Annotated in this window: 17 protein-coding genes and 1 pseudogene; 13 read left to right on the top strand and 5 right to left on the bottom strand. The window is 71.0% G+C overall.

From position 1 onward, the window contains the following. Nucleotides 1-78: 78 nt before the first annotated feature. The 3 genes and pseudogenes from ABUW04_RS01905 to ABUW04_RS01895 all read left to right on the top strand — a co-directional run. A pseudogene (locus tag ABUW04_RS01905) lies at nt 79-753 on the top strand (glycosyltransferase family 2 protein); the annotation flags it as partial. Then, entirely contained in the window at nt 736-1,464 is a 729-nt protein-coding gene (locus ABUW04_RS01900; RefSeq protein ID WP_449341749.1) for a TIGR04282 family arsenosugar biosynthesis glycosyltransferase, read from the top strand. The pseudogene ABUW04_RS01905 and the gene ABUW04_RS01900, both read left to right, overlap by 18 nt. Continuing rightward, the gene (locus ABUW04_RS01895; RefSeq protein ID WP_380562012.1) at nt 1,461-2,144 is read left to right on the top strand and encodes an SAM-dependent methyltransferase; all 684 of its coding nucleotides are present in this window, start codon (nt 1,461-1,463) and stop codon (nt 2,142-2,144) included. Before ABUW04_RS01900 ends, ABUW04_RS01895 begins: the two co-directional genes overlap by 4 nt. A 1,492-nt stretch (nt 2,145-3,636) precedes the next feature. On the opposite strand, the gene ABUW04_RS01890 is transcribed toward ABUW04_RS01895, so the two are convergent. The 3 genes from ABUW04_RS01890 to ABUW04_RS01880 all read right to left on the bottom strand — a co-directional run bounded on the left by ABUW04_RS01890 (nt 3,637) and on the right by ABUW04_RS01880 (nt 6,574). Continuing rightward, nucleotides 3,637-4,170 carry a hypothetical protein gene (locus ABUW04_RS01890; RefSeq protein WP_380562010.1) on the bottom strand — a complete coding sequence of 178 codons (534 nt, stop codon included), beginning with the start codon at nt 4,168-4,170 and terminating at the stop codon, nt 3,637-3,639. Beyond that, a complete protein-coding gene (locus ABUW04_RS01885; protein ID WP_380562008.1) occupies nt 4,134-5,462 on the bottom strand; it encodes a molybdopterin-dependent oxidoreductase in 1,329 nt (442 codons plus the stop codon). The genes ABUW04_RS01890 and ABUW04_RS01885 overlap by 37 nt, the downstream gene beginning before the upstream one ends. Nucleotides 5,463-5,755: 293 nt before the next feature. Further along, a complete protein-coding gene (locus ABUW04_RS01880) occupies nt 5,756-6,574 on the bottom strand; it encodes a DinB family protein (RefSeq protein ID WP_380562006.1) in 819 nt (272 codons plus the stop codon). Between the two features lie 340 nt (nt 6,575-6,914). Here ABUW04_RS01880 and ABUW04_RS01875 point away from each other — a divergent pair, with 340 nt between their 5' ends. The 3 genes from ABUW04_RS01875 (at nt 6,915) to ABUW04_RS01865 (ending at nt 10,729) form a co-directional block, all read left to right on the top strand. Next, nucleotides 6,915-7,610, top strand: coding sequence for an alpha/beta fold hydrolase (locus ABUW04_RS01875; protein ID WP_380562004.1), 696 nt, complete (start codon nt 6,915-6,917; stop codon nt 7,608-7,610). Nucleotides 7,611-7,843: 233 nt separating this feature from the next. After that, a complete protein-coding gene (locus ABUW04_RS01870) occupies nt 7,844-8,530 on the top strand; it encodes a response regulator (protein WP_380562002.1) in 687 nt (228 codons plus the stop codon). Nucleotides 8,531-8,677: 147 nt separating this feature from the next. Next, nucleotides 8,678-10,729 (top strand): APC family permease, encoded by a 2,052-nt coding sequence (locus ABUW04_RS01865; RefSeq protein ID WP_380562000.1) that lies wholly within the window; start codon nt 8,678-8,680, stop codon nt 10,727-10,729. Between the two features lie 25 nt (nt 10,730-10,754). Here ABUW04_RS01865 and ABUW04_RS01860 read toward each other — a convergent pair whose 3' ends face one another. Then, nucleotides 10,755-12,320: a Na+/H+ antiporter gene (locus ABUW04_RS01860; RefSeq protein ID WP_380561998.1), complete on the bottom strand. Its 1,566-nt coding sequence runs from the start codon at nt 12,318-12,320 to the stop codon at nt 10,755-10,757. A 237-nt stretch (nt 12,321-12,557) separates the two neighbouring features. On the opposite strand from ABUW04_RS01860, the gene ABUW04_RS01855 reads away from it, so the two are divergent. Genes ABUW04_RS01855 through ABUW04_RS01830 form a run of 6 tightly spaced genes read left to right on the top strand, consistent with a single transcriptional unit; the run spans nt 12,558 to nt 20,023 of the window. Continuing rightward, complete coding sequence (locus ABUW04_RS01855) at nt 12,558-14,168, top strand: FAD-dependent oxidoreductase (protein WP_380561996.1); 1,611 nt, start codon at nt 12,558-12,560, stop codon at nt 14,166-14,168. Further along, nucleotides 14,168-15,265, top strand: a complete 1,098-nt coding sequence (locus ABUW04_RS01850; RefSeq protein WP_232242696.1) for an alpha-hydroxy acid oxidase — start codon at nt 14,168-14,170, stop codon at nt 15,263-15,265. Before ABUW04_RS01855 ends, ABUW04_RS01850 begins: the two co-directional genes overlap by 1 nt. Further along, nucleotides 15,262-16,647 carry a cytochrome P450 gene (locus ABUW04_RS01845; RefSeq protein WP_380561994.1) on the top strand — a complete coding sequence of 462 codons (1,386 nt, stop codon included), beginning with the start codon at nt 15,262-15,264 and terminating at the stop codon, nt 16,645-16,647. The genes ABUW04_RS01850 and ABUW04_RS01845 overlap by 4 nt, the downstream gene beginning before the upstream one ends. Beyond that, entirely contained in the window at nt 16,644-17,921 is a 1,278-nt protein-coding gene (locus ABUW04_RS01840; protein WP_380561992.1) for a cation:proton antiporter, read from the top strand. The genes ABUW04_RS01845 and ABUW04_RS01840 overlap by 4 nt, the downstream gene beginning before the upstream one ends. A 60-nt stretch (nt 17,922-17,981) precedes the next feature. Next, complete coding sequence (locus tag ABUW04_RS01835; protein WP_269665063.1) at nt 17,982-18,665, top strand: response regulator transcription factor; 684 nt, start codon at nt 17,982-17,984, stop codon at nt 18,663-18,665. Next, entirely contained in the window at nt 18,662-20,023 is a 1,362-nt protein-coding gene (locus ABUW04_RS01830) for a sensor histidine kinase (RefSeq protein WP_380561990.1), read from the top strand. The genes ABUW04_RS01835 and ABUW04_RS01830 overlap by 4 nt, the downstream gene beginning before the upstream one ends. A gap of 66 nt (nt 20,024-20,089) precedes the next feature. Here the strand turns inward: ABUW04_RS01830 and ABUW04_RS01825 are convergent, their stop codons facing one another. Then, on the bottom strand, nt 20,090-20,884 hold the full coding sequence (locus ABUW04_RS01825) for an SDR family NAD(P)-dependent oxidoreductase (protein ID WP_380561988.1): 795 nt from the start codon (nt 20,882-20,884) through the stop codon (nt 20,090-20,092). Nucleotides 20,885-20,969: 85 nt separating this feature from the next. Between ABUW04_RS01825 and ABUW04_RS01820 the strand changes: the two genes are divergently transcribed. After that, the gene (locus ABUW04_RS01820) at nt 20,970-21,821 is read left to right on the top strand and encodes a helix-turn-helix transcriptional regulator (protein WP_380561986.1); all 852 of its coding nucleotides are present in this window, start codon (nt 20,970-20,972) and stop codon (nt 21,819-21,821) included. Nucleotides 21,822-21,864 lie beyond the last annotated feature (43 nt).

Genomic DNA, 21,864 nt, shown 5'->3' with positions numbered 1-21,864 from the left:
TGGCGCCAGGGATCTCCGTAGGACTTCGGTAACGTGGTGATGCGGCATTTGTCCGTCTGCTTCTCATAGCGTTTGCGCATGACAGATTTCCTTCCGGGACCGGCTGCGACGTGTGCGGATGTCGTCCTGCCCTGCCTGGACGAGGCAGCCGCCCTGCCGTGGGTGCTGCAGCGGATGCCGGACGGGTACCGCGCGATCGTGGTCGACAACGGCTCGACGGACGGTTCCGCTGCGCTGGCCCGTTCACTCGGCGCGCTGGTGATCACCGAGCCCAGGCGCGGATTCGGAGCCGCCTGCCACGCCGGGCTGATGGCGGCGACGGCCGACATCGTGTGCTTCTGCGACTGCGACGCTTCGCTGGACCCGGCCGAGCTCCCGGGCCTGGTCGCCACTGTCGGCGCGGGCACCGCTGACCTGGTTCTGGGGCGACGGCGGCCGACCCGGCCCGAGGCCTGGCCCGTGCATGCCCGGCTGGCCAACCGCGAACTGGCCCGCAGACTACGTGCTCGTCTCGGTGTGGACTTGCACGATCTCGGTCCCATGCGGGCCGCGCGCCGGGACCGGCTGCTGGACCTGGGGCTCAGCGACCGCCGCTCCGGCTACCCGCTGGAGATGGTGATCCACTCCGCCGCGGCCGGAATGCGCATCGCCGAGCAGGACGTCGGCTACCAGCCGCGCTCCGGAAGATCGAAGGTCACCGGTACCCTGCGCGGCACCCGGCAGGCGATCCATGACATGCGCGCGATCCTGGCCGCCCGGTTGCCCACACTGCTGGTCATCGCGAAATCCCCAGAGCCCGGACGGGTCAAGACCCGCCTGTCGCCGGCCTGCACACCCGAGCTGGCAGCGGGACTCGCCCAGGCAGCACTGGCAGACACCTTCGCCGCCCTGGCCCGGGTGCCGGCCGCGCGACGGGTGCTGGTCCTGGAGGGCCCGACGGGGCCCTGGATCCCGTCCGGATGGGAGGTCGTGCCGCAGAGCGGCGGTGGTCTGGACGTCCGGCTGGCCGACGCCTTCGGCGCCGTGTCCGATCCGGACGGTGGACCTGCGCTGCTGGTCGGCATGGACACCCCGCAGTTGCGGGCCCAGGTGCTCGCCGAAGCGCTGTCGCAGGGGTCGAGGGCGGGCGCCGACGCCTGGTTCGGGCCCGCCGCGGACGGGGGATTCTGGGCTTTCGGACTGGCCCGACCGGACGCGGAGCTGGCTCGTCGACTGCTGCTCGGCGTTCCGATGTCCTGTTCCTCTACGGGCGTGGCGCTGCAGGACCGGCTTGCTCAAGCGGGACTGCGGGTCGCCACCCTGCCCGTACTCAACGATGTCGACACGGTCGCAGACGCAGCTGAGGTCGCAGCTCTCGCGCCGGGAAGTCACTTCGCGCGCACCTGGCACACCGTCACCGCCGGTGCCGTCAGTGCCGTCAGTGCTGGGACAGTACCGCCCGCGCCGCAGGGAGCAGGCGGGTGAACTCTCTCGGGATCCTCGCTCATGGCCCCAACCCCTGCCCCCGTCCTTGGGCCGATGATCCCTACACCGAGGCGATGCGCACCGGCAGCGGCCCGTTGTGGCTGCGCCGCGAGGACGGCCACCGGCAGCGTCTGGACCTGGAACGCTGGTTCGCCCCACCCGATCAGGCCGACTGGACCCTGCTCTCCCGCTGCCTGCGACGCGGACTGCCGACGCTGGACATCGGCTGCGGGCCGGGTCGTCTGGTCGCCGAACTGCAGACCTGCGGCCTGCCCGCCCTGGGGGTGGACATCACGCACACGGCGGTGTCCCGGACCCGGGGAATGGGCGGCAACGCACTGTGCCGATCGGTCTTCGACCGGCTTCCGGGGGAGAACCGCTGGGGAACCGCCCTGCTGGCCGACGGCAACCTCGGCATCGGCGGGGACCCGTCGGCTCTGCTGCGGCGTGCCGCCGAACTCCTGTGCCACGACGGTGTGCTGCTGGTCGAAGTCGAACCCGGCGATCTGGACGAACGCGTCACCGTGGCCGTGGAGGACGCCTCGGGCCGCAGCGGGCCCACCTTTCCCTGGGCCCGGCTGGGCGCCCCCGCCACCGTCCGCTGCGCGCTCCTGGCCGGGTTCGCTCCGATCGACGCCTGGGACTGTCGGGACCGGCACTTCCTCGCGCTACGTCGCTAGCCCGACCGGCCGGATGCGCAGGAGTTATTGATCCACACCCGAATCCGTTCGGTCCTTGACCGGGCCCGAGCGTCACCAGCATGGGGAACCCATCGTCATGTTCGACATCACCCTGCCGTGCTCCAGGCCGCGGTCGGCCCGCTCGGGTGCCGGCATGTGGCCGTGTGTGCTCGCCCTGGCCGTCCTGGTGACGGCGCTGGGCGGGACCTTCACCTGCTCGGGCGACCTCGGGGACAGGACCCCGCTGTACGGCTGGTACTCCGTGGACGTCGTGGCGTTCGCGCTCGCGGTCGTTCTGGCACGGCGGGTTCCGACCCGCCGCATCACGGCCCTGGTGCTGCTGGGCAGCCTGGCGGTCGCCCTCACCGGGCTGCTCGCACCGCCGCGGACCAGCGACGACGCCTACCGCTACCTGTGGGACGGTCAGGTCCAGGCGGCGGGCCACTCGCCCTACGCGGACGCTCCCGTCGTCCCGGCGCTGGCCGCCCTGCGTGCCCGGAACCCGGCCCTGTTCCCGGTCGCCGGCGACTGCACCGGTTGGGACCTGCACCAGGCCGACGGGATCTGCACGCACATCAACCGGCCCACGGTGCACACCATCTACCCGCCCGTCGCGGAATCGTGGTTCCTCGCCCTGCACGAGGCAGGCCGGTTCACCGGCCGTCCGGGTGTCGGGGCGGCCCAGGCCGGCGGTGCGCTGCTGGCCGTGGCGACGACCGGCGTGCTGCTGCTGGTCCTGCGCCGTACCGGAGCCCCCGCGCACCGGGCCGCGCTGTGGGGCTGGTGCCCCGGTGTGGCGGCCTGGGCCGTGAACGACGCGCACGTGGACACCCTGGGAGCGCTGTTCATGGTCGGTGGCCTGGGGGTGGCCTGCAGCGGCCGACGAGGCCTCGGCGGGGTGCTGCTCGGCCTGGCCGCCGGGACCAAGCTGATCCCGGCACTGGCGCTGCCGGGCGCCATGTCGGGCTGCCTCTCCAGCGGTTCCCGGCTGAGTGTCCGCAGCCTGGTGCCGGCCGTCACTGCCGGGCTGACGTTCCTGTTCTGCTACACGCCCTATGCCATCGCCTCGGGCCCGGGCGTCATCGGGTTCCTGCCCGGCTACCTCCAGGAGCAGGGGTACGACCAGGGGACCGGCTTCGGCCTGCTCGCGCTGCTCGACATCCCCCAGCGCCTGCTGCTGCCGGCTGCCGCGGCCGTGCTGCTGGCAGCTGTTCTGCATGTGTTGCGGAGGGGGGATCCGGCCAAACCGTGGCGCGGCGCACTGACCGTCACCGGCACCGCCCTGTTCCTGACCACCCCCGGATACCCCTGGTACGCGCTGCTGGTGGTTGCACTGGTCGCACTCGACGGCGGCTGGGAGTGGCTCGCGCTACCGGTGGCCGGTGGGGCCGTGTACCTGTCCGACGGAGCCCTGCAGCAACAGGCCTACACCGCCGCACTCTGTCTGCTCCTGGCCGGTGCGGCGGTACGCCGGCTCGGGCGCACCGCCGCGTCACCGCTTGTGCACCGGGGGCTTTCGCCCACGGGCCCGGCGGACGGTGCCGGCCAGCAGGCACAGCCCCGAGCCGGCGAAGAGCGCGGCGGTGATCAGCAGCCAGTGCCCGAGGAAGCTGCCCGCCGATAGCCCGGTGGTGACCCGGTAGCCCGGGACCCGCCGCAGGATGAGCGGATACCAGACGACCAGCAGCAGCAAGGAGACCAGGGCCGGGATCCGCACGTAGTTGACCCGACCGGCGCCCGCCTGGGGGGTGCGGCTGTCCGGGGTCGGGAACAGGTGTTGCAGTGCGCGGTCGGCGAGCGTGTAGAGCGGGAGCAGGACCAGGTCGTGGATCAGTGCGGCACCGACGAACCAGAGCGCGACGGCGATCGGGTTGCCCTTCAGCAGCTTGAGTCCGGCGTACAGGGCCAGGGCGAAGGAGCACAGGACGAGCAGCAGGTGCAGCGGGGACGCGCCGTAGCGGTCGCGCAGGCGGGTCAGCGGCAGGCGCCTCACGAGGATGCTCCGAAGGTCAGCCGGGTCACCCATTTGGTGTTGTGCACCCCGGGGTTGGCCGGCACGATGATCCGGGCCGGGTATCCGTGGTCCGGCGACAGGTCGGCGCCGTTGACGCGCAGTGCCAGCAGCGAGCGCGGGTCCCGGACCTGATTGGCCCTCAGTACGGTGGACCCGAAGGATCCGCCGCGCTCCACCGACTCGACGAACACCTCCGGGGCCGGCCCGCGGAAGCCCGCCATCAGGGCCAGGTCCCGCAGCCTGACTCCGGCCCAGTGCTGGTCGTCGGTGGACCAGCCCTCCACGCAGGCGATGGGCAGCGCGGCCTCGTGCTGCGGCAGTGCCAGCACCTGAGCCCGCGTCAGGGTGTTCTCGTACCCGGGGCCGCGGACCACCAGCCGCCACTGCGGGCCGATGTCGGCCGGGCGGATGCCGACGGCAGCGGCGGTCTTGTTGATCTGGAAGCCGTTGGGTCCCTTGCCCGGCTCCTGGCCGTGCGGCGCCAGTAGGGCCGTGCGGCGCAGCGAACCACCGATGCTCTGCCCGGCCGTCACCGCGAACAGGACCAGCGAGCCCAGACCCACTGTGCCGAGCGCGGCGCGCCGGGACATGGTGGCCGGGGCCGGCCGTGGAGAGACCAGCCCGGTCCCGTCCAGCGGCTCGGGCCCGGTCGCCGCGGCAGGGACGCGCAACTCGGTACGCAGTCGGCGGCTGCGCAGGGCCCGGACCATCACCGGAACGCGGAACGCGATGTGCACCGCGAAGGCCCCGATGAAGACCCACGCACCGTAGAGGTGCAGGGTGTAGAACGAGCCGGGGAAGACGTAGTGCAGCTGTACGTTCAACAGCCCGGTGACGAACTCGAACAGTGCGCCACCGACCAGGAGCAGCAACGACGATCGCTCCAGGGCGTGGGCCACCGACCGGATCGGCGGCCAGGAGAACAGCTTGGGGATGACCGACCACAGCTTGGCCAGCAGCACCGGCACCAGCACCACGCCGAGGGTGACGTGCACGCCCTGGTCGAGCCGATAGAGCCAGGACGGGTCGGTCGGCCAGGAGAAGAGGTAGAAGCCGAGCCAGCCCTTGTCCGGGGTCTGGTCGTTGACCGCCGCCAGGTCCGGGTTGTACGCGGCGTAGGACAGCAGGCCGGTCACGAACATGACCGGGATGCCGAACAGCAGGACCAGCCCGAACACCGAGGTCAGCCAGGGCCCCCGGAGCGGACTGCGCCAGAACTCCGGCCGGGTGGGACCGGGCGGGGCCCCGGAACCGAACAGGGCCCGGAGCCGGTCGCGGCTCGACGCGGGGCGCTGCGACTTCACGCCCTGCCGGGTCCCGGAAGGACCAGGACGAGCGGGCGGCGGCTCTACGGGGCCGGGGCCCGCTCCCGCGTCAGCGTGCGGCCCGGTGGCAGGTCGGTTCTGCACAGATGGCGGACCATCGTGATGGCGGTCGTCCGTATCCATGGGGCGATTCCTTGACGGGTGAGGCTCCGGTGAGTCGTAGGACGGGCACGACCGTACGCCTTGAGCGGACATATCCGAAGAAGCGACTCATTACGCCACGCTGACGTTCCGTCGGTACAGGGCCCGCTGCAGATCCGCCCGAGAAGCCGCTACGACCGGTGCGCCTCCAGGGCGTCGAGGTCTCGTTCTGCGTAGAGCCGGTGCTCCCACTCCTCGTGGAACAGGTGCAGCAGTACGGTGCGCAGGCGGCGGCTGCGGGGCTCCGGCCAGCCCGGGGTCCGGGCCGGCTCGGTCTCGGAGTCCAGCGACTGGTCGGTGATGCCGGCGATGACGCTCCGAACGGTCGCCATTCGGTCGCGGCGCACCTGCAGCACGGTGTCGAGCGTCGGCCGTGCCTCGCGGTCGCGGGGGAGACCCTCGGGCAGGCTGCGCGTCTCGTCCGGGTCGTCCCAGGGCAGGCCCAGCGGATGCCATGGTGAGGGAACATCGAGGACGGTGCGGCGGATCCATCCGTCGGTGACCAGGACCAGGTGCCGCAACGTCTGGAGGAACGACCACTCGCCGTCTACCGACTCGTCCAGGAGGGTGGGATCCAGGCGACCGGCGCGTTCGACCGTGCCGCCCCACAGGTGTTCGAGGATGTCCCAGGCCTCGCGGAACCCGGCGGCGTCGGTCGGCCGCATCCTGGGCCGCTCGGGATACCGCCGGTCGAGCTCGGCCTCCACGAGCGGCCCGACCTCCACGCCGTTGATCTTCAGGTTGCCGATGTCTCCGGAGATCTCGACATTGTTCAGCTCCACGCCACGCATCGTGACGTCGTCCATCTCGACGATGCGGAATCGGGTGCTGCCGAATGCGCAGCCCCGGAACTCGACCCCGCCCAGCCGGGCGAGTTGGAAGCGCGAGCCGGTCAGGTCGACCCGCTGGAACCGGGAACCTGTGAGGTCTTCGTTGCTGAACTCCACCATGGACGGGGACTGTACCTCCCGGCACCGACAAGCACTCGATCCCGCGGGTCTCGACGCCCAGGAGTGCCATGGACGCGCTGCACCCACCGCCACAACGCGCTCAATGCCGTGTACAGGCGGACCTGACCGCACCGTAGGGCTGGACGAACCAAGGACCACCGGACACACTGGCGCAATGCCGTGCGTGTACAGGAACCCACGTGGTCAACGCGCGGTGCGGCAATGGTGTTCAGCAACCCTGGCGCGAGCGGACTTCCCGCTCGACCACTCGACTCTGGACACCGGTGTGGGCCGAGTGGGACTCACCTCTGCCGGAGCTGGACGACCGCGGGTCGTCCTGGTGCCCGGGACCGGCTTCAACGCCGCGGCGGCACTGCCGTGGCTGCAGGCGCTGTCGGTCCACTGGGCAACCACGGTGGTGGATCTGCCGGGTCAGCCCGGGCTCAGCGATCCCCGTCGGCCTCGCCGTGCCCGGCTGGCCTGGTACGGCCGAGTGCTGGATGAGATCTTGGCGGCCATGGACGCCGACGGGGTTGTGCTGCTGGGCAATTCGCTGGGCGCCGCCGTGGCGCTGGCCGCCGACTCGCCCCGAATCACGGCTCGGGCGCTGGTCTCACCCGCTGGCTTCATCCGTCTCGGAGTGGACCCGAAACTGACGCTGGCCGCGGCCGCGTGGCTGCTGCGTCCCACACCCGCACGCACCCGCCGCATGCTCCGGTTGTTCGTGGCGCCCGGCACGGAACCGCCCGAGTCCGAGGTGGAGTGGATGACTCTCATGGCAACGTGTTGCCGGACCACTCTGGCCCCTCCGTCCCTGCCCGCCGAACTGCTGGCCCGTCGCGCCGAGCGGCCGTGCGTGGTCGGGGTCGGAGAACACGACCGTTTCCTGCCGCCCCGTCGACTGGCACCGGCAGTGCGCCGAGCCATGAACCTCGACGTTCGGGTCTTCTCCGGGGTCGGCCACCTGACCACCCCGGCTGACCTCGACAAGGTGGTGTCCTTGGTGGCCGAGGTCGCCGATCCGCCGGACGACTGAGCTCAGAAGCGCTGCCACTGACGCTGTGCGGGCACGGGCATCAAGACGGCGTCAATGTTCCGCCGACCGGCGCAAGGGTGTCGTCAAGGAACACATCCACCCGCTCCTGGCCACGCTATTCCTGGGCGGAGCCGCGTCGCGGGCGACACATCCGTCCTGGTCACCGCCAGCACCCTCGCCGACCGCATCTCCCTGCCCGCCGACCAGGCACATGAGAACGGAGTGCAACAGCCGTGACCCGCATCCTGGTCGTGGACGACGAGCCACAGCTCCTGCGTGCCCTGCAGATCAACCTCCAGGCCCGCCAGTACGACGTCACCACCGCAGCCGACGGCACCCTCGCCCTGGACGAGACCGCACGCGCCCGCCCCGACGCCATCATCCTGGACCTGGGGCTTCCCGGGCTGGACGGGCTGCAGGTGATCGCGGCCCTGCGTGTGTGGAGCTCGGTGCCGGTGATCGTGCTCTCCGGCCGGTCCGGCGCCGACGAGAAGGTCGCCGCCCTGGACGCGGGAGCCGACGACTACCTCACCAAGCCGTTCGCCATGAACGAACTCCTGGCCCGGCTGCGCGCCGTACTGCGCCGCCCCTCGACCGAGGACCCCCTCACCGGGACCGCGGTCATCGGCGACTTCACCGTGGACCTGGTCGGCTGCACGGTCAGCGCGCACCGGGAAGGCACCGACCCGGTGCGGCTCACCCGCACCGAATGGCGCATCCTCACCCTCCTGGTCCAGCACCCCGGACGGCTGGTGACAGGGCCTCAGATCCTGCACAGCGTCTGGGGCCCGGGCCACGAGGACAAGAACAACTACCTGCGCGTCTACCTCGCAGGTCTGCGCCGCAAACTGGAACGCGACCCGGCACACCCGCGTCACCTGCGCACCGAGCCGGGCATGGGCTACCGCTTCGACCCGTGAACCTCACCCTTCCTGGATGCCGCGCCGGGAGCCGCCGACCGGCCGTAACGGATCCTTAGCGCAACCCTGCAAATCTTGACGCCTTCCTGACGCGCCCGGGCGCCCGATCCCACGTCAGCGCGGTCACCGGCCTCTACGCTCGCCTCTGTGCTTAACCTGCCCCAGGCGTTCAAACGCCTCGTCATCGGCCCGGCCATGCGCAGCGAGGAGCTGGGGGAGACCCTGCTCCCCAAGCGCCTGGCCCTGCCGATCTTCGCCTCGGACCCGCTGTCCTCGGTGGCCTACGCCACCGAGGAGATCCTGCTGGTGCTCACCGTGGGCGGCACCGCCTTCCTGTACCTGACCCCGTGGATCGCCGCCGGCGTGGTGCTCCTGATGGCGGTCGTGGTGACCTCCTACCGGCAGGTGGTACGGGCCTACCCCAGCGGCGGCGGCTCCTACGAGGTGGTCACCACCAACCTGGGGCCGAACGCGGGCCTGGTCGTGGCAGCCTCGCTGCTCGTCGACTACGTGATGACGGTCGCGGTCTCGGTGGCCTCCGGCGTGGACAACATCATCTCCGCGTTCCCCAGCATCTCCGCTGCGCGGGTGCCGATGGCGGTCGGGTTCGTGGTGCTGCTCAGCGCGATGAACCTGCGCGGGGTCCGCGAGGCGGGGCGGGCGTTCGCCGCGCCCACGTACCTGTTCATCTTCGGCATCGTCCTGATGATCGTCACCGGGTTCGTCAAAATGCTGTTCGGCCACACCCCGGTGGCCTCCAGCGCCCAGTACGCGGTCATCCCGGTGGACCACAAGGACACCCTGGCCGGGCTCGGGCTCCTCATGCTCTGCCTGCGCGCCTTCGCCTCCGGCTGCACCGCGCTGACCGGTGTCGAGTCCATCTCCAACGGCGTGCCCGCGTTCCGCAAGCCCAAGTCCAAGAACGCCGCCACAACCATGTCGGCCATGGGCATCACCGCCGTGCTGATGTTCGTCGGGATCACCGCACTGGCGCTGATCGCCAAGGTCCACAAGACCGACGACACCTGCCAACTGGCGAACTACCCCGGCGACTGCCACACCACCTCGCAGCCCACGGTGATCGCCCAGCTGGCGTCCTCCATCTTCGGCGGCGACCACAGCATCCTGTTCTACTTCATCCAGGCCGTGACCGCGCTGGTGCTGATCCTGGCCGCGAACACCGCCTTCAACGGCTTCCCGCTGCTGTCCTCGATCCTGGCCCAGCACCGCTACCTGCCCCGCCAGCTGCACACCCGTGGTGACCGCCTGGCCTTCTCCAACGGCATCATCGCCCTGGCCGTGGTCAACATCGCCCTGCTGGTGGCCTACAAGGCCGATGTCACCAACCTGATCCACCTCTACATCCTGGGCGTCTTCACCTCCTTCACGCTCAGTCAGATCGGCATGGTCAAGCACTGGAACCGGCTCCTGGCCACCGAGACGGACACCAAGGTCCGCGGCTCGGCCAAACGCTCACGGATCATCAACGGCTTCGGCGCCGGGTTCACCGGACTGGTCCTGGTGATCGTGATGATCACCAAGTTCACCGAGGGCGCCTGGCTGGCCGTGGTCGCCGCCGTGCTGCTGTTCGGGATGATGCGCGGCATCCGCAAGCACTACGACGCCGTCGCCGAGGAACTCGCCGTGGAAGACCTCAAGGCCGAGTCGGTGCGCCCGTCCAAGGTGCATGCCATCGTGCTGGTCTCCACCCTCCACAAGCCCACCCTGCGCGCCCTGGGCTACGCCCAGGCCTTCCGGCCCGACATACTGGAAGCGGTCACCGTCGCGGTGGAGAAGGACTCCACCCAGGACCTGCAGGAGAAGTGGGCCGAGTCCGAGATCCAGGTCCCGCTCAAGGTCCTGGACTCCCCGTTCCGCGAGATCACCAAACCGGTCGTCGGCTACGTCCGCTCGATCCGGCGCACCAGCCCGCGCGAGGCCGTGGCGGTGTTCATCCCCGAGTACGTGGTCGGCCACTGGTGGGAGCACCTGCTGCACAACCAGTCCGCCCTGTGGCTCAAGAGCCGCCTGCTGTTCACGCCGGGCGTGATGGTCATCAGCGTGCCCTGGCAGCTCACCTCCTCCACCCGCGCCGACCGCCCCGCCCGCCGGGCCCCGGGCTCGGTGCGTCGCGGCGAGCCCGCCGGAAACCTGGACCCGACCGAACCGGAGAAGGCGGTGCACTCAGGGTCGGCATGACCGCGAGAGGTCCCCGGCTGTGCACTCACCGCCCGCTGTTGATTCCGGACTCCTCCAGGTCGAGGTCGTACTGCAGCTGGCGCCGGGTGCTGTCGCTGATCTGGTGGCTGTCGTACATGCCCTGCAGCTCGGTGCCCTGCACCGCGATGACCTCGTGCCGCAGCTGCTGACAGACCTCCAGGAACGGTGCGTCGCCGTTGCCCTGGTCGGCGTCGTCCTGGGCCAGGCTGTGGCGCAGCCGCGCGTCCAGTGCCAGGCGCACGCGATCCAGCGCGGCTTCCGGGGCCGCGCCGAGGTCGGCGAGCTGGTCCAGGTAGTCCAGGCCGGCGCGGGCGATCTGTTGGCGTGCGTGCTCCTGTTCGCGGGCGGTGTCCTGCGGCTCCAGGGCCAGTCCGGAGCGGTTGACGAGCGGTGCCAGGCTCAGTCCCTGGACGACCAGGGTGAACACCACCACTGCGGTGGTCAGCACCAGCACCAGCGCACGCCCCGGCAGGGCGGTGCCGTCGTCGTCCAGCAGCGGGATGGACAGGGCGGCGGCCAGGGGCATCACTCCGCGGGTGCCGGCCCAGGTCACCACGGCGGCTACCCGCCAGGAGGCGGCCCCCTCCACCGGCTTGACCACCCTGGACAGCGGCCATACCCACAGCACCCGCAGCCCGATCAGCACCGCGGCCAGGGCGAGGGCCTGCAGTGGCCACGCTCCGGAACCGGTGGGCAGGTCGCGGACCATGGTGGGCAGCTCCAGGCCGATGATCGCGAAGACCACACTCTCCAGCAGGAACACCACCACCGAGTACACCGCCTGCAACTGCAGCCGGATCCGCGCGTCCGTCAGCCGGTAGCCCGAGCGGCCCAGCACCACCCCGGCGACCACCACGGCGGTCACCCCCGAGGTGTGCGCGCCCTCCGCCAGGACGTAGGCGGCGTAGGGGGTGACCAGGGCGATCACGGTCTCCAGCACCGGGTCGGTGGTCCGGGCCCGGATCAACGCCACCACACCGGCCACGGCTGCGCCGATGACGCTGCCGCCCCCGGCCAGCAGGAAGAACTCGCCGCCCGCCTTGGGCCAGCTGACCGCGCTGGAGGCGATCGCCAGCCCGATGGCGACCTTGAACAGCACCAGCGAGGTCGCGTCGTTGAACAGGCTCTCGGCCTGCACCATGGTCTGCACCCGCCCCGGCAGCGCGAGCCTGCGCCCCAGCGCGGTGACCGCGACCGGGTCGGTGCTGGCCAGCACCGCGCCCAGCACCAGCGCCATCGGCGCGGTCAGCGGCGTCAGCGCCACCGCCATGAACCCGACCGCGGCGGCCGACGCCAGCACGAGGCCCAGGGCCAGGACCGTGACCGGCCGCCACACGATCCTCAGGTCGCGCAGCGACATCTCCTCCGCCGAGGCGTACAGCAGCGGCGGCAGCACCACCAGCGCGATGGTCTGCGGGGCGATGTGCAGCGCGGGGGTGCCCGGTATCAGCGCCACCGCCAGGCCCGCGATCACCAGCAGCGAGGGCGCCGGGATCCGCCACCGGCGCGCACCGGTCGCCACCAGCGTGGCCAGGACCACAAGAACAAGAACGGTGCCGACAGCGCGCATTTCGGGATCCCCGGATCGTCACCGGGGTCCCTGCCGCACCAACGCCGCAGATCCATCCCCGGGCCGACCAGACTTCCCGGCACACCGTCAGAACACCTTATCCAATCCTTAACGCCCTGGGCCGCGGCGGTCCGCACGCCGGCTCGGGGCGTCGGAACGCGGGCTCTGAGGTCCTTCTGAGATGGGGCAACGATTATTCACCCCGGGATGGTGACGGCTGCGACTAGGGAGGCCGATGTGCTGGAACGCACTCTTGACTACCTGCTGATCGGTGCCGGCCCGGCGGGGCTGCAACTGGGCCACCTGCTCGGGGAGCAGGGACGCGACTACCTGATCCTCGAGCAGGGCAGCGCGCCGGGGAACTTCTTCGCAACGTATCCACGGCATCGCCGGCTCATTTCGATCAACAAGGTCCACACCGGCAGCACCGACCCGGAGTTCAACCTCCGGATGGACTGGAACTCGCTGCTGTCTCCAGACCCCGACCTGCGGTTCACCCGCTACAGCGAGCGCTACTTCCCCGAGGCCGGGGACCTGGTCCGCTATCTGGCCGACTTCGCCGAGGCGTTCGGCCTTCGGATCCGCTACGGCACCAGGGTCACCGAGGTCCGCCGTGAGGGGGACGGTGAGGCGGACTTCGCGGTCACCGACGACGCGGGCCGGGTGTACCGGGCCCGTCGCGTCGTGGTGGCCAGCGGCGTCAGCCTGCCCCACGTCCCGCCGATACCGGGAGTGGAGACGGCGGAGCACTACGCGTCGGTCTCGGTGGAGCCCAAGGACTTCACCGATCAGCGGGTTCTGATCATCGGCAAGGGAAACTCGGCGCTGGAGACCGCCGACAACCTGGTGGAGACCGCGGCAGTGATCCACGTCGCCGGACCGCACGCGCTGCGGCTGGCCTGGCAGAGCCACTTCGTCGGGCACCTGCGGGCCGTGAACAACAACTTCCTGGACACCTACCAACTGAAGTCGCAGAACGCGGTCCTGGACGGATCGGTCCTGGCCGTCGAACGGGGCGACGACGGCTACACCGTGCGTTTCGCCTTCTCCCGCGCGGACGAGACGGTCAAGGAACTGCGCTACGACCGGGTCATCGTCTGCACCGGCTTCCGTTTCGACGCCTCCGTCTTCGCCGAGCCGGACCGGCCGCGCACCGTGATCAACGACCGCTTCCCGGAGATGACCGCCGCATACGAGTCGGTGAACGTACCCGGCCTGTACTTCGCCGGAACGCTGACCCAGCAGCGCGACTTCAAGAAGTCCACCAGCGGTTTCATCCACGGGTTCCGCTACGGCACCCGGGCCCTGCACCGGATCCTCGAACAGCGCCACCACGGGCGGCCCTGGCCCCGGCGGGAGCTGATGCCGTCGGCCGAGGTGCTGGCAGCGGCCGTGGTCGAGCGGGTGAACCGGACCTCCGCGCTGTGGCAGCAGTTCGGCGTCCTGGCCGACCTCGTCACGGTCGGCCCCGACGGAACGGCCCACTACTACGAGGAGGTGCCGGTCGGCTTCGTCCATGACGCCGCGTTCGGCGGCGCCGACGGCGCTGTTGACGCCGGCGACGCGATCACGGTCACCCTGGAGTACGGGCCGGACCACGACAAGGTAGACCCCTTCGACATCACCGTCTCCCGGGTGGCCCAGGACCAGCCGGGGGTCGCCCACGACGCCGCGTATCTGCACCCGGTGGTCCGGCACTACCGGGCCGGCGTTCTCCAGGACACCCACCACATGGCGGAGAACCTGGAGAACGAGTGGAACCGGCCGGACGTCCACGTGCGGCCGCTGGTGGACTTCCTGGCCCGTTCGGTCCGCGCCCTCGGCGGGAGCCGGGCGGAGGCGCTCTGATGCGGGCGCGGATGATGCTGACCACCGCCGACTTCGAGGACGCCGCCCGTGAGGCTCTCGATCCGGTGTACTACGACTACGTCGCCGGCGGGGCCCGCGACGAGGTCACCCTGCGGGCCAACCGCGAGGCGTTCGGGCGGCTGAACCTGCTGCCCCGGATTCTGCGCGGCCGGGACAAACGGGACCTCGACCGCACCCTGTTCGACTGTCCGATGAGCATGCCGCTGCTGCTCTCCCCGACCGCCTTCCATCGACTCGCCCATCCGGAGGGGGAGTTGGCCACCGCGAGGGCCGCCGCGGCGGCCGGGGTGGTGATGATCGTGAGCATGGCCAGCACCGTGGCGGTGGAGGACATCGCAGCGGCCGCGCGCACGGTCACCACCGAACGCCCGCCCGCGCTCTGGTTCCAGCTGTACCTCCAGCCGGACCCCGACGTCACCGAGGCGCTGGTGGAGCGGGCCACCGCGGCCGGGTGCGCCGCGCTGGTGGTGACCGTCGACTCACCCGTACTCGGCCTGCACGAGCGGAACAAGCGCAACGGCTTCGACGACCTGCCGACGGGCATGGCCTGCGAGAACCTGCGCAATCTGCGCGGCGGCGAACCCGGGAGCGTGCGGCAGATCGCGATGTCCGCCGAGCTCTCCTGGGAACACCTGGACCGGCTCCGCCACAGCACGCGCCTGCCGGTCCTGCTCAAGGGAGTCCTGCACCCCGAGGATGCGCGGCTGGCCGTGGAGCACGGCGTCGACGGGCTGCTGCTGTCCAACCACGGCGGGCGCCAACTGGACACGGTTCCGGCGACGGTGGATCTGCTGCCCGAGATCCTGGACGCCGTCGCCGGACGCGTCCCGGTGCTGCTGGACGGCGGCGTGCGGCGCGGCACCGACATCGTCAAGGCGCTGGCCCTGGGCGCCGCGGCGGTGGGGATCGGCAGGCCGGTGGTCTGGGGCCTGGCCGCCGACGGGGAGGACGGGGTACGGGCGGTGCTGGAACTGCTCCGTGGCGAACTGGACCACACGCTCGCGCTGTGCGGGGCGACCGGGGTGGACGACCTGGTGCGCGACCTGGTCCGCCCGGGGTTCCCGGGGTTGCGATGACCGCGCTGTGGTGGGCGCTCGCCGTCCTGGCCGTCCTGGTCACCCTGCCGTACTGGCTGCCCACGGCCGTGGTCGCGCTCCGGGTGAAGGTCTTCGCCTGGGTCAACGGGGAGGAGGGCATCCCGGTCCCCGGCCCGCTGGTCGACACGGCGGCGTTCCGTCGCGTGTACGGACACCCCGCCGCGGACGGTCGCAGCCGCGGTGCGGCGCTGTCCGACCTGTTCTGGTACTGGCTCGCGCCCGGGCCCGAAGTCCACCAAGAGCACCTGGAGCCGGGACCGCGCTACGACGAGGTGGCCCGGTGCACCCGGCTGATCCTCACCGGCCTGGACCGTAAGGGCTGGGAGGACCTGGTCGGCCGCAGGGCCGGCGCCCTGTTCGACGACTGGAGCCGGCCGGGAGCGCGAGCGGGCACCCGCGCGGTGCGGCTGCGGGACCTGATGATGCCGCTGTGGGCCGAGGTCTACTACGAACTCGTCTTCGCCGAGGCCTGCCCGCCCGAGGTCAGGGACCTGATCGTGGCCAATGCCGACGACGTGGTCAGCGCGTTGAAGTGCACCCGGCTGCGCCATCTGGACCGCCGTGACGACCTCACCCGCTACCTGGAGCGCCGCGTCGCCGCGGGGTCGGTCCCGTGCGTGCTCCCGGCCTCGCTCACCACCCGGGAACAGGCCTACTACCTGCAGGGGACGTTCTTCAACACCGCGGTGGTGCAGATGTCCGAAGCCATGGCGCACCTGCTGCTGGCGATCGCCACCCACCCCGACGTCCAGCGGCGGCTGCGGTCCGAAGCCGACGACGACGCCTACCTCGGCCGCGTCATCGAGGAGGCCCTGCGGGTGTATCCGCTGTTCGGGGTCGCCCACCGGATCACCTCCGCCGAGATCGCGGTGGAGGGAGCGGCGGCCATCCCGGTGGGGTCGGTACTGCTGTTCAACTACAGCGAGTACCAGCATGCCGGACTGGCCGACGGCGAGGTGTTCGACCCGGACCGGTGGCTTCGGATCACGGCCCGGGAGATCAACCACATCCCGTTCGGGATCAGCGCCAACCGTGCCTGCCCGGCCCGCGGCATCGCCCCGGGGACCATGCGGGTAGCGGCCCGGGAGCTGCTGGACCGGTTCGACCTCGCCTCGACCGCCGCCCACACCCGATCGTTGCCCAATCGCGGACCGTGCCTGCTGACACCACGTCAGTCCGCACCCGCCGACGCGCCCGCGCCCCGCCTCCGGCTGGTCCTGATGAGGATCCGCGACCGTTGGGAGGGACTCGGCCGCAGCGTCGTGCAACTGCTGCTGGGCAGCTACATGGTCTGGGACGCCCGCCGCCAACGCCTGTGCCAACGCTACTTCGCCGCGCAGCCACTGGGAGGCGACTCGTGACCGTGACCGAACTCGCGCCCAGGTTCTTCCTTGCCGCCGTCGTCATCCTGCTGGTGTGCCGCACCGTCTCCTGGGGCCTGTCGCGGGCGGGTCAGCCGCCCGTGGTGGGGGAGATGATCGCAGGGGTGCTGCTGGGGCCCTCGTTGCTGGGCCTGCTGGCCCCCCGCGCCGAGGCGGCCCTGTTTCCGACGGCGCTGCTGCCGGTGCTCTACGTGGTCGGGCAGGTCGGCCTGGTCGCCTTCATGTACCAGGCCGGACACGAGTTCAAGTCGCACCTGGGGCGCGGGATCGCCGGCACGGCGCTCACGGTCTCGGCCGCGGGCATCGTGGTGCCGCTGACCCTCGGTGTCGGCCTCACCCTCGCCGCCCGGGGGCGGGTGGCGATCTTCGTCCCCGGCGTCTCCTCCGCCGTGTCCGCGGCGTTCGTCGGCGTGGCGCTGGCGATCACCGCGTTCCCGATGCTGGCCCGCATCATCACTGAACGCGGACTGGCCGGCAGCCGGCACGGGTCACTGGCCCTGGCCAGCGGTGCCCTGGACGACCTGGTCGCCTGGTGCCTGCTGGCGGCGGTGCTCAGCGTGCACACCGGACGCTCCTGGCCGGTGATCGAGGCTGTCGGGGGCGCGGTGCTGTTCGCCGCCGTGGTGTTGCTGGTGCTGCGACGCTTCCTGGACCGGGTGATGTCGCATCCGACGGTCGGCGACGAGACCAGGCTGGTGCTCACCGTCGCGGTGCTGTTCGCCGCCGCCTGGTTCACCGACGAGATCGGCCTGTACTCGGTGTTCGGAGCGTTCAGCATCGGCATGGCCATGCCCGCATCCGCGCAGGCCGAACGCGTGGTCCACACGGTCGGGTTCACCACCCGAGTCCTCTTCCTGCCGATGTTCTTCACCTACTCGGGACTCAACACCCGCTTCGGGCTGTTCGGCGACCCCGTCCTGCTGCTGTTCTCCCTGGCAGCCGTCCTCGTGGCGGTCGTCGGGAAGTTCGGGGCGTGCTGGGCCGCGGCCCGGATCCGGGGGGAGTCCCAGGTGACGGCGGCTCGACTAGGAACGTTGATGAACGCCCGCGGGCTGATGCAACTGATCGCCCTGAACGTCGGACTCCAGGCCGGAATCGTCAACCGTCGGCTGTTCACCGCCCTGGTCCTGGTCGCCCTGGTCACCACGGTGATGACCGCTCCGGTACTGGCCCTGCTGGACCGGCGTGCCGCGAGCCAGGCCCCCGAGGACGCCGAACACCCGCTTGAGGAGGCGCCTTTGAACGCCGGATGAGGCCTCCAATAGCTGAGCTGAGCCTGACATGGCTTCCATGCGCATGCCACAATCGGCACAGTGACCGCGTCCATTTCAACCCCAAGTGCACCGAAACTGCTGATAGTCGAGGACGACAGGGAACTCGGCCCGATGCTCAGCGGGCTGTTCGCCAGCGAAGGATATGCGGTCGACCTGGCCGCCGACGGGCAGCAGGGACTCCACCTCGGACTGAGCCGCCCGTACCAGGTGATGGTCGTCGACCGTCGACTGCCGGGCATCGACGGCCTCGAGCTGCTCGGGCGGCTGCGGCGGAGGGCCGTGACCGCCAGAGTCCTGATCCTCACCGCACTGGGCGACCACCACGAGCGGGTGCGGGGCCTGGACGGCGGAGCCGACGACTACCTGGTGAAGCCGTTCCACATCGACGAACTGGTGGCACGGGTAAGGGCGTTGACCCGAAGGTTCGCGGAGGAGGCCAAGCAGTTACCCATCGGCACCGGCCGCCTCGACGTCGAGCTGCACCAGGTCGAACTGGTCGACGGCAGCGCCGTGCAGCTCTCGCCGCGTGAGTTCGACCTGCTGCTGACCCTGGCACTCCGGCCCCGGAGCGTCCATTCAAGAGCCCACCTGCGGGCCCGGGTCTTCGCCGACACCAGCGCGGAGTCGCTGGTGGACACCTACGTGTACTACCTGCGCCGCAAGCTGGGCCGCGAGGCCGTGCTCACCGTCCACGGCTACGGCTACCAGATCGGCACGCTGTGAACATCCCGGCCCCGCACACCGACCAACAGGTGCTGCGACGCGTGCGGATCAAGCTCGGCGCCCAGGTGGCCGCAGTGATCACGGTCGTGGTGCTGATGCTCGGCTGCCTGAGCTACTGCCTCTTCCAGGACCGCCAGCAGGCCGACATCAGACGCGCGCTGGACTACTCCCTGGAGCACGGCAGCCCGGACCGCCCCGACCCGTGCATCTGGCTGTTCGTCCAACGGGCCGGACAGCTGGACCAACCAGCACAGCACCCGCCCGGATTTCCCCTGGCCACAGCCCTGCGTCGAGCCGCACAGGGCAGGCCGGCCCAGACCGACGACGTCGCCCGCAACGGGACGCACTACATCGTCGTCACCGAGGAGCGTTCCGGAGCAGTGCGGCAGGCCGTCTTCGACGAGCGCTACCAGAGCGCGGACCGACACCAGATGCTGACCGTCCTGCTCATCGCCGAACTGGTGGGCCTCGGGCTCGCCCTCGCCACCGGTGCGATCCTGGCCGAACGGGCCATCTCCCCGCTGAGCAGGGCTCTGGTCAAGCAACGGGAGTTCGTCGCCGATGCCAGCCACGAACTGCGCACCCCGCTCACCCGGATGCACACCCGGGCCCAACTCCTGCTGCGGGGAGAGCAGGACCGGTTCGGCGCCGGAACAGCGGAGGAGCTGCAGCGGCTCGTGGCCGGCTCGGCGCAATTGGCCGAGGTCCTGGACGATCTGCTGCTCTCCGCGAGCCTGACACCCCTGTCGACCGGCTACGAGCGCCTGGACCTGTCCGTGCTGGCGGCAGAGGTCGTCGAGGCCGAGCGGGCCCGCGCCGCACAGCAGCAGCTGACGCTCGAACTGAGGGCACCGGGCCAACCCGCCCTGGTCCACGGAATAGCTTCACCGCTGCGCCGGATGATCTCCAGCCTGGTGGACAATGCGCTCGGCCACACCCGCCCGGGCGGACTGGTGCAGGTGGTCGTCGAGGTCATCGACCGCGGCCACACCGTTGAACTCACCGTTGCGGACGACGGTGTCGGCTTCGACCCCGCGGACCGAGGCCGGATCTTCGAGCGCCTGGCGCGCGGCACGCAGGGCAGCGGACACCGGTTCGGCCTGGGCCTGGCCCTGGTCAGCACCATCGTGGAGAACCACGGCGGCACGATCTCCGCCACCAGCCGCCCTGGAAAGGGCTCCACCTTCACCGTGCTGCTCCCGTCCGCGACCCGCCACATTCGGCCGGCCGAGGCCCAGCCAGCTCCGTTCGAGGTTCAACGGCGACCGATCACGGGCACCGCCGGGCCTCGGCCGTCCCGTTGCCCGGGTTCCTCCCGGCGACGGGGTCGTCGGTGGGTCGGATGTCGCCGAGGGTGAGCACACTTGGTGATGTGAGCACGGGCGCAGGTCAGGTGAGGCGGCGACGGTTCGACGGCCCGTCTGTCAGGCGCCTGCGCCGCCGTCGACCGGCACCATCGCACCGGTCACCATCGAGGCCCGGTCGCTGAGCAGCCAGGCAGCCGCCTCGGCGATCTCGCGGGGCTCGGCCATCCGTCCGAGCGGGGTCGATGCCGTGATCCGGTCGACGACACCGGGGGTCGCCGCCTCCCATGCGTCGATCATCTCCGTGGCGGTGCCGCCGGGGGTGATGCCGTTCACCCGGATGCCGTCCCGGGCCCAGCTGACCGCGGCGGTCTCGGTGATGCTGTTGAGCGCGCGCTTCATGGCGGCGTATGCAGGGAGGGCCGGGTTCGCGCGGCGGCTGCCGATGCTGGAGGTGTTGACGATCGCGCCGCCCCCGTTCCGTCGCATGACTGCGGCCTCGGCGTTCATGGCGGTCCAGTGCGAGCGGAAGTTCACGGCGAACTGCTCGTCGATGTCCTCGTCGGTCGTCGTGTCGAGCGGTCCGGGTTGCTGCTGGCCGACCGCACCGTTGTTGAACGCGCCGTCGAGCCGTCCGTGCAGTTCCTCGACGCGGTCGACGGCGGCGCGGACGCTCGCACGGTCGGCGAGGTCCAGGGCGACGGCGTCGGCGACGCCTCCGTCGGCGCGGACCTCGGTGACGATGCGGGCGAGGGCGTCAGCGCTGCGGGCGGCGAGTACGACGGCGGCCCCCTCCCGTGCGAAGAGCCGGGCCGCAGCCGCGCCGATGCCGCGGCTGGCACCGGTGATGAGGACGACCTTGCCGGTGAGCAGGCCGATGGGTGCGGAGTCGATCGTGTTGTTGCTGTTCGTCATGCCGCCAGTCTGAGCCGGTCACCGGGCCGGAGGCAGGCACAGGCAGTACCAGGATCCGCCGCCACGCAGCGTGCACACTTGGGCTATGGACAGACAGGAACTCGGGGCTTTCCTCCGCAGCCGCCGCGAGCGGCTCCGGCCGGAGGACGCCGGCCTCCCCTCGGGCTCGCGGCGCCGGACGCCGGGTCTTCGACGTGAGGAGGTGGCGGTGCTCGCGCACATCTCCACGGAGTACTACGTCCGGCTGGAGCAGGGCCGGGCGCCGCGACCCTCGGGTGAGGTCCTTGCCGGGATCGCGGGCGCGCTGCGGCTCACGGACACCGAGTCCGACCACCTCCACGTCCTCGCGGGTACCGCGCCGAGTCGTACCGGACTGCACCGGCGCGACGTCCGCCCGAGCATCCTGGCGCTGCTGGAGCGGCTGCCGCAGACAGCCGCTTTCGTGACCTCCGCCGTGTTCGAGGTGCTCGCCTGGAACGACCTCGCGGCCGCGCTGATGGAGGACTTCGCCGGGCTCGCCGCGGAGGACCGCAATCTCGCACGCCGGGCATTCCTCCGGCCGGCCCGGGTGGACGGGACGCTGTACGGGATCTCCGACGTCAGGGAGTTCCGCCACCACGTCGTCATGAGCCTCCGATCCACTCTCGCCCGCTACCCGTCCGACCCCGCGGTGACCGGACTGGTCGACGAACTCCGGGACTCGAGCGCCGAGTTCGCCCGGCTCTGGCAGCAGCACGACGTACAGGCCGCGCCGATGCTCACCAAGACGTTCCGTCACCCGGTCGTCGGTGAGATCACCGTCGACTGCGACTCGCTCGCCCTCACCGACCGGGACCAGAACCTCGTGCTCTACAGCGCGCCGCAGGGTTCCCGCAGCGCGGAAGCGCTGGCCCTGCTGAACGTCCTCGGAGTCGAGGCCGGCGACTACCGGCGGTAGCGCCGGGGGAAACGCCTTCGGGCTGCGGGACCGGCGGCGGCTG

This window comes from Streptacidiphilus jeojiensis (assembly GCF_042510965.1).
In the GTDB taxonomy this organism is placed as follows: Bacteria; Actinomycetota; Actinomycetes; order Streptomycetales; family Streptomycetaceae; genus Streptacidiphilus; species Streptacidiphilus jeojiensis.
Note: the sequence above shows the minus strand (reverse complement) of the source record. Positions and strands in the feature narration are given on the sequence as shown.

Coding starts and splice junctions, on each gene's coding strand:
- ABUW04_RS01900 (WP_449341749.1), top strand. CDS start 736: ATGCGCGCGATCCTGGCCGCCCGGTTGCCCACACTGCTGGTCATCGCG.
- ABUW04_RS01890 (WP_380562010.1), bottom strand. CDS start 4,170: ATGGGTGACCCGGCTGACCTTCGGAGCATCCTCGTGAGGCGCCTGCCG.
- ABUW04_RS01880 (WP_380562006.1), bottom strand. CDS start 6,574: ATGGTGGAGTTCAGCAACGAAGACCTCACAGGTTCCCGGTTCCAGCGG.
- ABUW04_RS01860 (WP_380561998.1), bottom strand. CDS start 12,320: ATGCGCGCTGTCGGCACCGTTCTTGTTCTTGTGGTCCTGGCCACGCTG.
- ABUW04_RS01850 (WP_232242696.1), top strand. CDS start 14,168: ATGCGGGCGCGGATGATGCTGACCACCGCCGACTTCGAGGACGCCGCC.
- ABUW04_RS01845 (WP_380561994.1), top strand. CDS start 15,262: ATGACCGCGCTGTGGTGGGCGCTCGCCGTCCTGGCCGTCCTGGTCACC.
- ABUW04_RS01825 (WP_380561988.1), bottom strand. CDS start 20,884: ATGACGAACAGCAACAACACGATCGACTCCGCACCCATCGGCCTGCTC.
- ABUW04_RS01820 (WP_380561986.1), top strand. CDS start 20,970: ATGGACAGACAGGAACTCGGGGCTTTCCTCCGCAGCCGCCGCGAGCGG.